Genomic DNA, 13,957 nt, shown 5'->3' with positions numbered 1-13,957 from the left:
ATTTAAAAGGGAATTTATTTTTTAATTTTGAATCTACTTTCATTTAAACATAATAAATGCGAAGTATAAATCGAAATATTCATGTAGAATACTTCAGCATATACTTCGCAATTATTTTTGATATTATTCTCTTCCTGGAACACTTCCCAAACGGTCCATCACACATCGGAAACCGATATAAGAGCGGCGTTCGTTACGGAACTCATAAGTTCGAGTACCCGTTTCGAGGAAGTAGGCTACGTCTTTCCAAGAACCACCTTTGATAATTTTACGAGGCTCGTTTTCATCGTTATACACAGGGTTCAAATCCCATGTAACTGGCATATATGACTCAGCATAAGCATCTTGACACCATTCGGCCACGTTTCCAGCCATGTTATACAAGCCATAATCGTTTGGGTTGAAAGCATTTGATGGAGCTGTGTAAGGGTATCCATCGGCACGATAATTTCCTCTGTATGGCTTAAAGTTTGCTAAGAAACAGCCTTTACCATTGGCTACATAAGGGTTACCCCAAGGATATTTTGCTCCTTCTTTGCCACCACGTGCTGCCCATTCCCATTCAGCTTCTGAAGGCAAACGATAGCGTGGAGATTTGAATAAATTCTTCTGGGCTCTGTTGTCGTTCAATAATTTTGTACGCCATTTACAGAAATATACTGCGGCATCCCAGCTAATACCCACTACCGGATACATATCAAAAGCAGGTGACGAATAATAATATTCAGTCATTTGGTCGCCATTATGATAAGTAAAATCTTTACTCCAAACCGAAGTATCAGGATAAAGTGTTGACATGATAAATTCTTCACCCAAAACAGAAACCGAGTCAGTCATCATTGAATTCATAAACTGACGGTACTCGTGGTTAGTAACTTCTGTGTCATCCATGTAAAACGGAACGATGGTTACACGCTTATTCATTGAGATACGAGCCGACATTACGTCTTCATCGGCTTGTCCCATCATTAACGACCCAGAGGGTATTAGCACCATTCCATGAGGAGCGGTTTGCTTGTAGCCCTTACGAGAGGTTGCCATGATTTCACCATCACGGATTCCATCCATGCCAATGTCTTTGCCTCCACTTTTACTGCTCTTCTTTCCTCCAATCCCCATTTTACTCAAGGGGCTTTTAGAACCGCAACTCTGCATCATTACGATTGGGGCAATCACTAACAGACTTTTCAAAAAGGTACTTAATATTCTCTTGTTCATAGCTGAAAACAAGTTGGTTATCTATTTTTTTTGGTATTGATACTTTCGATAATATAGAAACGTGACTTCCGAAATTAATATTGCATTAGCCCGCAAAGTTATGAAAAAAAATAAGTTTTTCCGATAGCTATCAAATGATAAAGCAATTATTAAGCCAAATTATCTATTTAAAGGTCTTGGATAGCACTATTCAAGCAATTTCCAATCAGTTAGAGTAAAACCATAACTTTTTGATAATGTTAATAAGATGAGCGGAGAAAATAGCAATTTTATTATTAAGCGGCACAAATTATGCCAAAATCAGATTTTAAGGTATTTTTTGAAATAAAAACGAGCAGTTATTTCAAATTTTCTTTGGTAAATATTTGTCAAAAAGGACTTTTAATATCTATATCTCGGTGTACGAACGATTGACTTTTTTCCTGCTCTTAAAGCCGCTAACGAATAACTTAAGAGTACTTCATGAGATAGCGGACTTTTAGCATTTTTACCTCCAATTATTACATCAACTGCATAACCGATTCTTATACTTCCTCCTAAAATATTTGCTCCTACAAGTCCCGAAACGGCATCGCCTGTACGGTAACTTGCTCCTACCCAATAACGACTATCGTAAGTTGCTATGGCACCCGCTTCGGCCGAAATTGTACTCAAATCTGATTTTATTATTAACATCGGACTCACATCAACTGTATATGAAACCCCAATTAACACGCTACCAGTAAGATATGCACTGCGTTTAAGGGTGTTTGTGGCATTATCAGTTCCGAGTCCAAAAGTTGGTTGATTGATGTGATTCATTGACAAACCAATGTTGTAAGATGGATTGTTTAGGTAAACCCCTGCTCCAACATCAATGGCAGACTGGCTAAAACGCCCAGTTGCCAAAAGCGGGTCGCCATCATCTTTCGGACGCAAACGGCCGTAGTCGATTCCTCTTGCAAAATACCCTCCACTTACACCTATGCCCAGTTGGCTATTGCCAAGTGGCATTTGATAAGCATACGATAATTTAAAATCTTGTTGTGTACTTGCACCTATTTTGTCATTGACAAATGTTATACCTACGCCACCCTTAATCATTTTGAGTGGAATATTCGCCGAAATTACTTGTGTAACTGGAGCTCCTCCGTCATCAAAAGTACTTTGATAACCTTGATATTGTGTGCGATAAATTGCCTGAAAACGAGTGACGTTTTCAGAACCAGCCGTAGCAGGATTCAGAAATAACTGATTGTATATGTAGTGCGTAAACTGTGCATCTTGCTGAGCATGAGCTGTAAAAGATGCTATCAATAAAACTATATAATAAATCTTTCTCATAGTGGGCTAAAATAGTCGATGGTCAATAGACGAGAATTGATCATATTTTGGCTGCAAAAGCAACACATTTTTTATATCGTTCTCTTTCTAAAGGCAATTTAATTAATTATTTGTATTCCTAACACCATAACGAAAAAAAATAGGCTAAACTTGTGGTTTAGCCTATTAACTTATTTTTATTATATATTGTTTGCCTTTTTTATGTAGAGTTCTAAAGCTCCTGTCATTGAAGGTGCATTGGGTAGCGGTGCTTCAATATCAAGAATAAACCCTGCATCTCGGATAGCCTTGGCGGTTGTTGGACCAAAAGCTGCCAAGCGAGTATTATTTTGTTTCCAATCTGGAAAGTTAGAATTCAATGAAGTAATTCCAGATGGGCTATAAAAACATATAATATCGTAGAAGACTTCCGTAAGATCTGATAAATCTGATGGAACAGTTTCATACATGATCGCTTCTGTGAGATGCAGATCATTACGGTTCATCAAATTTGGAATATCATTACTACGAATATTTGAGCATGGGAATAAGAATTTCTCTCCTTTGTGCTTCAAGATCAATGCTTCTAAGTCGGCAGCAGTTTTCTGACCTACAAAAATCTTACGTTTTCTGATAACGATATATTTCTGTAAATAATTAGCCGTTTGCTCTGAAATACAGAAGTATTTCATATCTATCGGAATCTCGATTCTAAGTTCTTTAGCAATACGGAAGAAATTATCTACTGCATTTCGGCTGGTTAGAATAATGGCCGTGTGTGCTAAAATATCAACTTTTTGGCGACGAAAATCACGGTGGTCTAAGCCTTTTACCTCAATAAAAGAACGAAAGTCCACCTTTAAATTAAACTTTTTGGCCAACTCAAAATATGGAGACTTCTCGTCGGTCGGTCTCGCTTGTGTTACCAAAATACTCTCCACTTTACGGAGGCGGTCCTGAGTTATTTTTTCTGTTACTTCACTCATCCAAATTGCGGGTTTTCAAGTACAAAATTTTATTTGGTTTCTTAAAATGATGACAAACAAAAAGACATCATTACATGGCAAACCTTATGCCGAGAATAACAGGCAATATTTCCACGATACAAAGGTACGAAATTAAATAGAGACTTTGTATAGGAATACTACGAATTATGGTAAAATATAGAATGAAAAATCTAATCAAATAAAATGCTACGATTGGTGTAAATAGATACACTTGCCAATTAAAATCATGCGGGAAGTAACCCATAAAGAGTACTAATAGCACTAAAACTAAAGCTGAATAGAAAAGACTTGATGCTTGAATTATCTTGAAATAATGCAAATCGACTACTTTTTCGAGGTTGAATAATTGCCCAACCAACCCAATAAAAAAGTATTTCATAACCATGATTACAAACACCGCCAAACTAATTCGGAAATAGTTTGAAAGTAAAACTCCGAGCGTATCACCTTCTTGCAAAATGGCTCTTCCTCCAAAAACGTGGATTCCTTTGCTTTGCAAAAGCATATAAAATAAGCTGATTATTAAGCTCAAAAGAATGATAAACATCACATTCATTCGATTGAGGGGTTTGTTTATCAGAAACGATTGCTCTCGAACGAAAGTGTTGAACAAATCTTTGAAATTGAAGTACCGCTGAAATGCTCTAATATATGAGTTCGATAAATATGAAAAGAACACCAAAATAAACATCGATACCAGCACTATGTAGTTTCGGTAAGGCGTAGGCGTGCGTGGTTTTGCCGTTATACCTGACTCAGCCAATACGATTGGCTTTTGGTTCAACGAGCGTTTATAGCCCAACATCAGTTTTTTATCTTCGATATTGTTTGAGCCATAAAGCGTAATGTAGATTGTTGGTTGCTCGTAAGCTCTGTAAAGACTATCGACACTCAATACAATCCATTTACCGACTGGAATCTTCTGGCGAAGTGAGCCATTGATAAACAAGAAATTATCAGCTTTTTGGGCGTAAACCAAAATATTATAGCCTCTATTGCTCTGAATATCGCAAAAAACTGTGTGCGAAGGATATCCCAAATGCTGCTCCGAAATATACGGAATGTAAGCTTTCATTCGGTCGCTATACACTTGCCAATCATCGTGGTAATCGTGTACCAAGAAGTATTGATCGTTTGGGCCAACGGTAGTGGCAAACGACTTTGACGATAGGATTAGCAAAAGTATGTAAAGAATCTTCTTCAACGGCCTGCTTTAATTTTTTTGCAAAATTAAGCAAAAAAGGTCAGACTTGTTGAGTCTGACCTTTTGTTTTTATATTTTGACTGAAAAGATTTGTATGATTATTGAGTATGATTACTCAAATTTAAGCTCAATGTTTACTAAATCTTATCGAATCATCAATTTAAAATTAAGCTTTTCCGAGAGCTTTCAACATCGTTGCACCAATGTCGGCTGGAGATGCTACCACAAAGATTCCGCATTCTTGCATGATTTTCATCTTAGCTGCAGCAGTATCATCAGCACCACCGATGATTGCACCTGCGTGACCCATACGGCGACCTTTCGGAGCTGTTTGACCAGCAATGAAACCAACAACTGGTTTTGTGCCATTTTCTTTGATCCAACGAGCGGCTTCAGCTTCCATGCCACCACCAATTTCACCAATCATTACGATACCTTCTGTTTCTGGATCATTCATCAATAACTCAACTGCCTCTTTGGTTGTTGTTCCGATGATTGGGTCACCACCAATACCGATAGCGGTTGTTTGACCAAGACCTACTTTTGATAATTGGTCAACGGCTTCGTAAGTTAAAGTACCTGATTTAGAAACTACACCGATTGTGCCTTTTTTGAAAATAAAGCCTGGCATGATACCTACTTTACACTCTTCAGCTGTAATGATACCTGGACAGTTTGGCCCGATTAAAGTAACGTTTTTACCTTGAATATAAGACTTAGCCGTTACCATGTCTTTTGTCGGAATACCTTCTGTAATACAAACGATTACTTTAATACCCGCATCGGCTGCTTCCATGATTGCATCGGCTGCAAACGCTGGTGGTACGAAAATAATTGAGACATCAGCACCTGTGCTAACTACTGCTTGTTCTACAGTATTGAAAACAGGGCGGTCAAGGTGCAATTGTCCACCTTTTCCTGGCGTTACACCACCAACGACATTTGTGCCGTATTCAATCATTTGACCCGCATGGAAAGTACCTTCCGAGCCAGTAAAACCTTGTACGATTACTTTGGAGTTTTTATTTACAAGAACGCTCATTATTTTCGTGTATTTTGAATTTTACGTAAAAGTAGTTTGAAATGAGAAAAGTACAAAATGAAATTGTTAATTATCAATCATCAATTAGCAATTAATACCATAAATAACTTATAATCAACAATTTACAACAAAATTAATTTTTGCTAAAATTTTATAGTTCTTTGAAAATTTTAAAAGCATAATTATTTTTTTGTGCCAAAATATTCTTCCTTGTGCTATTTATTTATTTTTCTGTCGTGTGCCTAAAATATTTACTGTGCAATTATTGTGTTTTTAGACAATTTTATATCAAAAATGCTCAATAAACTACCCAATAGTTAAATAGTCATACTATTTTTATAATTTTTAGAGAATTATATAAAAAAAACGGAACGGATTTTGCTTGTGTTTTATAGGACAATTTTCCTAATAATTCATTTATGAGAACTAAAAAATACTACATCGGTGTCTCTATGCTCTTAATAGCATCAGGTCTTTCAAGTTGTTTCCCCAAAGTTGAAACAACGAATCCAATAACTGTTACAAAATCAAAAATGGAGGAACTAAATATTTCCGCCACGTTCGATTTTAAAACAACTAAAGAGGTTAAATTTGATATTGGGACTTTTGATAATTTAGATAAACCCATGAAAGGTGTGCTCATTTCGATATATAGCTATCCTGAAGATAAATTATTATTGAAAGGCATTTCTTCGGCATCGGGTTTATTACAAATCAATCAAGCTATTCCGAGTTATGTCAAACAAGTGGCTGTAAGACCAAACCGTATTGGCTTACCAAATGAATTTATAGTTAATGTAAGTAATAATACAGTAAAAGCTATTTTTGGAGGCAAAAATCAAACTACTCCAAACATGCTTAGAGTAGTTAATGACGATGAAGCTGTAGATACAAAAAAACTTAGAGAGACAAATACATTATCCTATAATATAAAAACCTTAGGTACGTGGTCGAAGATGGGTTTACCTAATTATCTTGAGGCTAATCGAGACGACATTTCTGGTGAATTCTTGGCAAATATTGATGCCAGTGTACCAGAAAGGTCGCCCGTTACGATAGAAAACCCTGGCTTTTTGAAATCGACCAATAAAAATACTTTGACCATAACTGAACTGGCTGATGTTTGGATTACCTTCGTGCATGAAGGTGCTGGTTGGACTAACACTCTTGGTTTTTATACTTTTGATTTAAATAAACCACCAACGAAAACCTCTGATATTTCGGCCATAACGATTGTTTTTCCAAATGTTTCGTACAGTGGTAGTGGTGGCAGTCTAACGTCAGGAGACAAAGTAAAAATAGGTCGATTTCCAGCAAATACAGGTATTGGATTTGTATTGTTTGCTAATGGTTTTAATAACTCAACAGGTAATGTTAGTGATGGCAGTTATGCTCATTTTAGTCATGATATTTTAAATATCGAATCGAAAGCCGACCTTAAACGTCATTTAATTGTCCTAAACGACCCTACTACAAACCGCCTACTTTTAGCTTTTGAAGATGTTGACCGTGCAAGTCCAAGTTGTGACCAAGATTTCAACGATGCGATTTTCTTTGCTACATCAAATCCAGTAAGAGCAATTAACAGAGAAGATATTCCAGTGGTTATTAATAACAAAGATAGTGATGGTGACGGGCTAAGTGATAACAATGATGAATATCCAACCGATATCAATAAAGCAGTAAATAACTATACTCCATCAAAAAGTACGTATAGCTCACTTGCTTATGAAGACTTGTGGCCATTCAAAGGAGATTACGACATGAATGATATGGTTGTAAATTATCAATTTCAAGAGGTCCTAAACACAGCGAATCAAGTTGTAGAGATAAATGCTAAAGTATATGTAAAAGTAATATTGGCAAATATTTTGAGCGGTTGGGGTTTTCAGCTACCTATTCCTACTTCTTCGGTTAAAAGTGTTACGGGACAATCGCTTCGTTATAATGTTATTTCTAATGGAAGTAATGGCACGGAAAATGGCCAAGATTTTGCAACAATCATTGCTTTTGATAATGGACCCGATCAATACAATGCGATCAAAACTGATACACTTAATTTGAAAATTGTACTTAACACACCTGTTAATAAATCACTTTTAGGTACTGCTCCTTATAATCCATTTATTTTTCAGAGAAACTCACGTGGCAATGAAGTGCATCTAATGAATCAAGCTCCTACACAAAAAGCCAGTAAAAGTCTTTTAGGCACGGGCGATGACCGCTCAAATTCATCTTCAAGTATTTTTTATAAAAGCGAAGCTCGTTTACCGTGGGCTATAAATATTCCTGAGAACTTTAATCATCCTTTAGAAGGACAACCTATACTTGATGGCTATCTTTTCTTTAAAAATTGGGTTGAAAGTGAAGGAGTTAGTTATCCTGATTGGTACTTAGATAAAACCGGGTACAGAGACCCAAGTAAATTATCGAATATTAAATAATTAACTTGTTCTGTTAAAAATAATTACCAATCCTTAGATTTTTAAAACTGAGGATTGGTAGTTATTATGGATTATTTTCCTGACAATGATTAGCAAACTTCAAGGTTAAACTTCTTGTATTTAGTTGTATAATAGATACAACCATTTTATTGCATTGACAAGCTCGGTTTTTAGAAATTATTTCATTTTTTTTGGCAAACTCAAAACTGCATCAAATGCTGGTTTAGGTTGTTTATTTCTATCCCAAAGTAATGGGTAGTTGGTGCGTCTTGGTATCGGATAATCATTTTTCCATGACATACTATCGTGGATTCCCCACATCGTTACTCTATCTATTTTATCACGTTTTTTGTAGAAAATTTCGAATAATTGAGCATAACGATTGGCCAATTGGGTTTGAACGTCTGCGGGTAAACCTTTACTGTATGGATCAAGAAATTCCTTAAATTCTTCGTTCTGAAATTGTTTTTCACTCATTCCTTGCCCAATTACCTGTCCTTCTTTTGTTAGCGGTAATACGTCAACATCCAACTCAGTAATCATTACTTTTACACCCAAAGCGGCATAAGCTTCAATGGCAGCCTCGATGTATTCGGTTTTTGGATAATTTAGTCCCCAATGGCCTTGAATACCGATTCCATCAACTTTAATACCTTCTTTTTGAAGCATTTTTACCATTCTCACAATTCCGTCACGTTTGGTTGGTCGCCACGCATTAAAATCATTGTAGTATAGTTCGGTATTTGGTGCATATTCAGCTGCATATTTAAAGGCCAATTTTACCAGTTCATCTCCACTTCCTACGCCTTTTACCCACGTGGTTTGGCGATAATTTCCATCATCATCAATTACTTCATTCACCACATCCCACGCATTCACTTTACCTGCATACCTACCTGCAATCGTTTTAATATGTTCACGCAAACGCTCTTTTACTTCTTCTTTTGTTTTAGGTTTTCCATCTTCGTTCTGAAAAAACCATGCAGGCGTTTGGTTGTGCCAGACGAGCGTATGACCAACGATAAACATATTGTTTTTCTTGCCAAACTCTACAAACGCATCAGCAGCTTCATAATTAAAAACACCTGGTTTTGGATTGATACGTTCGGCCTTCATAGAGTTTTCAATCGTAATGGTATTGAATTGTTTTACAACAATATCCTGCAAGGCTTTTTCTCGCCCCGAGACAATACCCTCATTTACTGCAACTCCCATCTTGAAAGCATCTTTATAGGCATCTTTGAGAGTCTGTGCCAAGCAATAATTTGATAGTAAGATTAAAATTGAATAGCGGAATGTACGTTTAATAGAAATCATTAGTATATGGTTGAATTTTGGTTTTAAAGATAAAGCAAAAAGCAGAATTAAACAATTCGAGAGCTTTGATAGTTGAAAATCATATCTCAAACTAAATCTTTAAATCTATGAAAAAGGACTCGTTTGCTATTTATCTCACTACGCTTTTCTTGCTGGTTTATTGCTTATTTATTGTTTTTGAAATGCCTTATCCGTTTATAATGGCAATTTTTCTTGTGCTACATATTATGGTCATTTGGATGGTCTATGCCATACTGAAAAGTAAAGATGAACCCAAAGTTACTTTTGAAGAAAAGTTTTATTTGGATGCTCCTTTTAAGCCAACAATTGTAAAGAAATAAATAAAAAATCCACTCTCTCGTAAGAGTTTGTGGATTTTTTATTGCTGCCTTCGACTTCGCTCAAGCATCACAAATTCGTTTTAACTTAATTGGGATTTGCATATAGTATTTTTATCATTAATCACTGTAAGGTATTTCCCAATTAAAATTTTCAAGCTCTGTAACGCTAAATCTTTGTTTACTTAAACAATTTTTTGTGTCCATAATTAAATCAAATTGCTCTTTTGGGGTTTTATCAAACAATAAATTAGCATCATATATGTAGAAACGTACTTTCTTGTCTGGGCTTGCTTCAAAAATATATTCCCATGTTTGATTCCGAGCCAATAAATTTTTAGATGAATTGGGTAAAATATTTACTCCGTAACTATATTTATTTAACTCATCAGTCTTAGAATAATACACAACAATTTCCTTTGAAGAATTATTCTTGACTTTCAGCTTATTATCAGAACAAGTAAAGCAGAAAAAGCAAAGCAGAAGCCAAAGATATGAGGGTCGAAATTTCATCTTTTTGAATATTTAGGAGAGCAAAATAACAAAAAACCCCCAAACTCTTACGAGAATGGGGATTTTCTTTTGCTGCCTTCGACTTCGCTCAAGCAACACGACTTGACAATAATTAGGCTGGTTCTTCAACCAATTCTACTGTTTTTTTCTTGCGGAACCATTTGTCACGTACACGCTCATTGATGTAGTACAAACACGGCACGATAACCAATGTAAGTACGGTTGAGAAACTCAACCCAAAAATGATTGTCCATGCCAAAATTCCCCAGAAAACGGCACTATCTCCGCCAAAAAACAAGTGTGGATTTAGTTCGGTAAACATCGTCACGAAATCGAGACTCACGCCAAATGCTAAAGGCACAAGACCCAAGATAGCCGCCGATGCGGTCAATAATACAGGAGTCAGACGTACACCACCTGCTTCTACAATCGCTTCTTTGAGGGCGTATCCCCTACTACGTAATTCGTCGGTGAACTCAATGAGCAAAATACCGTTTTTCACCACAATACCTGCCAATGCAATAATACCAACACCCGACATAATTACTGAGAAGGTCATTCCGAAGGCCATAAAGCCCAAGAATACCCCAATAAATGAAAGGAGAATTGTAACAAAAATGATAACTGGCTTAATAACCGAGTTGAATTGAGTAGCCAAAATCAAGTAAATCAATAAAACGGCTGCACCTAAAGCACCTGCCAAGAACATTCCTGTTTCGGCTTGTTCTTCTTGCTCTCCACCCATTTTCACGATGTAGCCACTCGGAATCTCCATTCTATCAATTACTTTGTCTTGAATCTCAGCAACGATTTCGTTCGCATTATAGCCATTCAAAACCTCCGAACCAAGTGTAATGATACGCTGTTGGTTTTTGCGGTTGATTTGACTAAAAGTGGTCGAATAACTCACTTTTGCTACCGAATTTAATGGTACTTGACGCAAAATTCCGCCCAAATTCATATCTCGATAGGTAATATTCAAGCTCAATAATTTTTCAATCTGATTGCGGTCATCGGCTTTTAATCTTAGTTGAATCGGATATTCGTCTTTATCATCTCTGTATTTCGAGATTTCTGCTCCAAACAAGGCCGTACGAATCGCCAAAGCAATTTGTGAGGTACTAATTCCCTCACGTTGAGCTTTTACTTTATCTACATCAATAATGATTTCGGGTTTATTCGTAATCAAATCCGATTTTAACTCTTCAATTCCTTGAATTCCAGCGGCCGAGATACGCTTACGCACATCTTTTTCTATTGAAATCAATTTATCAAAATCATCACCCGAAATTTCTACTGAAATTGGTTTTCCAGTTGGAGGACCGTTGTTTTCTCTTTGTACCGAAATTTCACTTCCTGGAATTCCTTGAATTTCATTTCTCATTTCTTCCAAAAGTTTGGCTGATGAAGTTTCACCACGGAATTCTTTTTTCACAAACGCAACCGTAACTTTCGATTTCTGAGGCGTTGCAGAGCGGTCAGGATTGAATGGATCACCTGCGTTTTTACCCACGTTTGAAATAACTGAGTTTATGGCACCTTCAGCTTTATTTCTTTTGATTACTGCAAAAACCTTGCTTTCGATAACCTTTGTCACTGAGTCAGTCACACGGGCGTCTGTTCCAACTGGCATTACGTTATACACATAAATATAGTCAGGCTCGCCACTTGGGAAGAAAATAACTTTTGGTTTTACGATTCCCAATAATACGAATGTAAGAATTAATAAAACGAACATACTCAGCACCGCAAAAACTGGACGATAGCCCGTAATTACCCAAGAAATCAGGTTGCGATACGCTTGCTTGAAACGAGGTAAAGCTCCATCTTGGAAAGGCAAGATAATCTTCGGCGTAAGAATAAAGTGGTTGAAAGCATACAATATAGCTGCCAATAGAACCAAGTTTCCAAGACCTACATTTATTAGATATGCAGGAAGAGCGATAACTCCCATGATAATCATTGGGCGACGAATGGCCTTGAAACTTGTATCCTCATGGTCACCTTCTTCGTGGCGTTTCATGAATGAAATCGCAAAAACTGGGTTGATTACATAAGCGACAATCAACGAAGCCAAAAGCGTATAAATCAAGGTGATTGGCAAGTATTTCATAAACTCACCAACAATTCCTGGCCAAAATAATAGCGGGAAAAACGGAGCAATGGTAGTGAGTGTTCCTGATAACACAGGCAAGAAAACCTCCGATGCTGCCAAAGCAACCGCTTCTTTAATGCTAAGATTTTTGAATCTATTAAACAAACGGTGGGCATTTTCGATAACCACAATGGCATCATCAACCACGATACCGAGGCCAAGCAAGAAAGCAAAAAGTACGATTGTGTTGAGCGTAAAGCCAGAGAACCAAAGCGGGATAAAAGCGATTAGAGCCGAAAGTGGCACCGAAAGACCCACAAAAATGGCATCACGTACACCCATAAAAAACATCAAAACGATTACCACAAAGATAAAACCTAAGACAACTGTATTTACTAAGTCCGCAATTTCGCTCTTTACACGCTCTGAAGTATCGGCGGTTACTCTTACTTCTAAACCTTGTGGAAAACGGTCTTCACGATATTTTTCGAGTAATAGTTCGATACGTTCCGAAACCGCAATTACGTTTGCACCTGCACGCTTCACAACGTTAAGCGTAACGGCCGATTTTCCATCTAAACGAGCAAAATCTTGTTGTTCTTCGTTGCTATCTCGCACATCAGCCACATCTCCTAAGCGAACCGTTGCACCTGTCGAGCTACGAATTTGTAAGTCTTGAATTTGTTGAACACCACTAAATTCTCCCTTCACACGAATTGTACGACGTACGTTATCAACGTTCAATTCTCCACCCGAAATATTGATATTTTCACCTTGAACCGCACTCTGCACATCATAAAAACTCAAACCTGCCGCTTGCATTTTATACAAATCAAGGTTTATCTGAATCTCACGTTTCAAAGTACCCACAATATCAACCTTCGTAATTTCTGGATAGGATTCAATCTCATCTTGTAGTTGTTCGGCGTATCCTTTAAGTTTTTCGAGTGGGAAATTTCCAACTAAGTTGATATTCATAATCGGAAACTCCGAGAAGTTTACATCTTGGGCAGTTGGGCCGCTATCGAGTTTTTGTGGTAAATCACGCTTGGCTTTATCAACCGCATCACGCACTTTTTGAAGAGCCGCCTCAACTTTTACATCTGGGTTAAACTCTACCAAAATCACCGAAACGTCTTGCAAAGCATTCGATTTAATGCGTTTTACGCCTGAAATTGTCTTTAATTGTTTCTCGATTGGTTTATTGATTACATTCTCGATGTCGGAAGGTGTAGTTCCGAAATAAATCGTTTGAACGTAAATTTGTGGTACTTTAATATCAGGAAACTGCTCTTTTGGAAGGTTGAAATAAATTCCTAAACCTGCCATAAAAATCATGACCGTAAAAATATAGACCGTCGTTTGGTTATTGCCTAACCAGCGAACGAGGTTGTAGATTGACCCACTTCCGTGAGGTAAATCTTGTTCATGTAAATTATCTTTTTCCATTTAGTGTAATGTTTTTAGATTCCAATAT

The 13,957-nt window shown here is 36.9% G+C and carries 10 protein-coding genes; 2 read left to right on the top strand and 8 right to left on the bottom strand.

The window, feature by feature from the left end; genetic code table 11:
• Positions 1-123: 123 nt before the first annotated feature.
• The 5 genes from porK to sucD form a co-directional block, all read right to left on the bottom strand.
• Positions 124-1,218 carry a T9SS ring complex lipoprotein PorK/GldK gene (porK, locus tag ABR854_RS05975; protein ID WP_350264460.1) on the bottom strand — a complete coding sequence of 365 codons (1,095 nt, stop codon included), beginning with the start codon at positions 1,216-1,218 and terminating at the stop codon, positions 124-126.
• 381 nt (positions 1,219-1,599) lie between these two features.
• Positions 1,600-2,541: a PorP/SprF family type IX secretion system membrane protein gene (locus ABR854_RS05970; protein WP_350264459.1), complete on the bottom strand. Its 942-nt coding sequence runs from the start codon at positions 2,539-2,541 to the stop codon at positions 1,600-1,602.
• A 179-nt stretch (positions 2,542-2,720) separates the two neighbouring features.
• Positions 2,721-3,506 carry a uroporphyrinogen-III synthase gene (locus ABR854_RS05965; RefSeq protein WP_064198047.1) on the bottom strand — a complete coding sequence of 262 codons (786 nt, stop codon included), beginning with the start codon at positions 3,504-3,506 and terminating at the stop codon, positions 2,721-2,723.
• Between the two features lie 70 nt (positions 3,507-3,576).
• Positions 3,577-4,707, bottom strand: a complete 1,131-nt coding sequence (locus tag ABR854_RS05960; RefSeq protein WP_156511061.1) for a DUF4271 domain-containing protein — start codon at positions 4,705-4,707, stop codon at positions 3,577-3,579.
• Between the two features lie 190 nt (positions 4,708-4,897).
• Positions 4,898-5,773 (bottom strand): succinate--CoA ligase subunit alpha, encoded by an 876-nt coding sequence (sucD, locus tag ABR854_RS05955; RefSeq protein WP_350264458.1) that lies wholly within the window; start codon positions 5,771-5,773, stop codon positions 4,898-4,900.
• A 419-nt stretch (positions 5,774-6,192) separates the two neighbouring features.
• Between sucD and ABR854_RS05950 the strand changes: the two genes are divergently transcribed.
• Positions 6,193-8,217 (top strand): LruC domain-containing protein, encoded by a 2,025-nt coding sequence (locus ABR854_RS05950; RefSeq protein ID WP_350264457.1) that lies wholly within the window; start codon positions 6,193-6,195, stop codon positions 8,215-8,217.
• 177 nt (positions 8,218-8,394) lie between these two features.
• Here ABR854_RS05950 and ABR854_RS05945 read toward each other — a convergent pair whose 3' ends face one another.
• Positions 8,395-9,534, bottom strand: coding sequence for an endo-1,4-beta-xylanase (locus ABR854_RS05945; RefSeq protein ID WP_350264456.1), 1,140 nt, complete (start codon positions 9,532-9,534; stop codon positions 8,395-8,397).
• A 107-nt stretch (positions 9,535-9,641) separates the two neighbouring features.
• Between ABR854_RS05945 and ABR854_RS05940 the strand changes: the two genes are divergently transcribed.
• Positions 9,642-9,875: a hypothetical protein gene (locus tag ABR854_RS05940; protein WP_350264455.1), complete on the top strand. Its 234-nt coding sequence runs from the start codon at positions 9,642-9,644 to the stop codon at positions 9,873-9,875.
• A gap of 117 nt (positions 9,876-9,992) precedes the next feature.
• On the opposite strand, the gene ABR854_RS05935 is transcribed toward ABR854_RS05940, so the two are convergent.
• A complete protein-coding gene (locus tag ABR854_RS05935; RefSeq protein WP_350264454.1) occupies positions 9,993-10,385 on the bottom strand; it encodes a hypothetical protein in 393 nt (130 codons plus the stop codon).
• Positions 10,386-10,497: 112 nt separating this feature from the next.
• Complete coding sequence (locus ABR854_RS05930) at positions 10,498-13,929, bottom strand: efflux RND transporter permease subunit (RefSeq protein ID WP_350264453.1); 3,432 nt, start codon at positions 13,927-13,929, stop codon at positions 10,498-10,500.
• Between the last annotated feature and the right edge of the window lie 28 nt (positions 13,930-13,957).

Origin of the sequence: Emticicia sp. W12TSBA100-4, assembly GCF_040253585.1 — a bacterium.
Lineage (GTDB): Bacteria > Bacteroidota > Bacteroidia > Cytophagales > Spirosomataceae > Emticicia.
Note: the sequence above shows the minus strand (reverse complement) of the source record. Positions and strands in the feature narration are given on the sequence as shown.

What these genes read in the sequence shown, in the direction of transcription:
- porK (WP_350264460.1), bottom strand. Translation starts at nt 1,218, where the DNA reads ATGAACAAGAGAATATTAAGTACCTTTTTGAAAAGTCTGTTAGTGATT.
- ABR854_RS05970 (WP_350264459.1), bottom strand. Translation starts at nt 2,541, where the DNA reads ATGAGAAAGATTTATTATATAGTTTTATTGATAGCATCTTTTACAGCT.
- ABR854_RS05965 (WP_064198047.1), bottom strand. Translation starts at nt 3,506, where the DNA reads ATGAGTGAAGTAACAGAAAAAATAACTCAGGACCGCCTCCGTAAAGTG.
- sucD (WP_350264458.1), bottom strand. Translation starts at nt 5,773, where the DNA reads ATGAGCGTTCTTGTAAATAAAAACTCCAAAGTAATCGTACAAGGTTTT.
- ABR854_RS05950 (WP_350264457.1), top strand. Translation starts at nt 6,193, where the DNA reads ATGAGAACTAAAAAATACTACATCGGTGTCTCTATGCTCTTAATAGCA.
- ABR854_RS05945 (WP_350264456.1), bottom strand. Translation starts at nt 9,534, where the DNA reads ATGATTTCTATTAAACGTACATTCCGCTATTCAATTTTAATCTTACTA.
- ABR854_RS05940 (WP_350264455.1), top strand. Translation starts at nt 9,642, where the DNA reads ATGAAAAAGGACTCGTTTGCTATTTATCTCACTACGCTTTTCTTGCTG.
- ABR854_RS05935 (WP_350264454.1), bottom strand. Translation starts at nt 10,385, where the DNA reads ATGAAATTTCGACCCTCATATCTTTGGCTTCTGCTTTGCTTTTTCTGC.
- ABR854_RS05930 (WP_350264453.1), bottom strand. Translation starts at nt 13,929, where the DNA reads ATGGAAAAAGATAATTTACATGAACAAGATTTACCTCACGGAAGTGGG.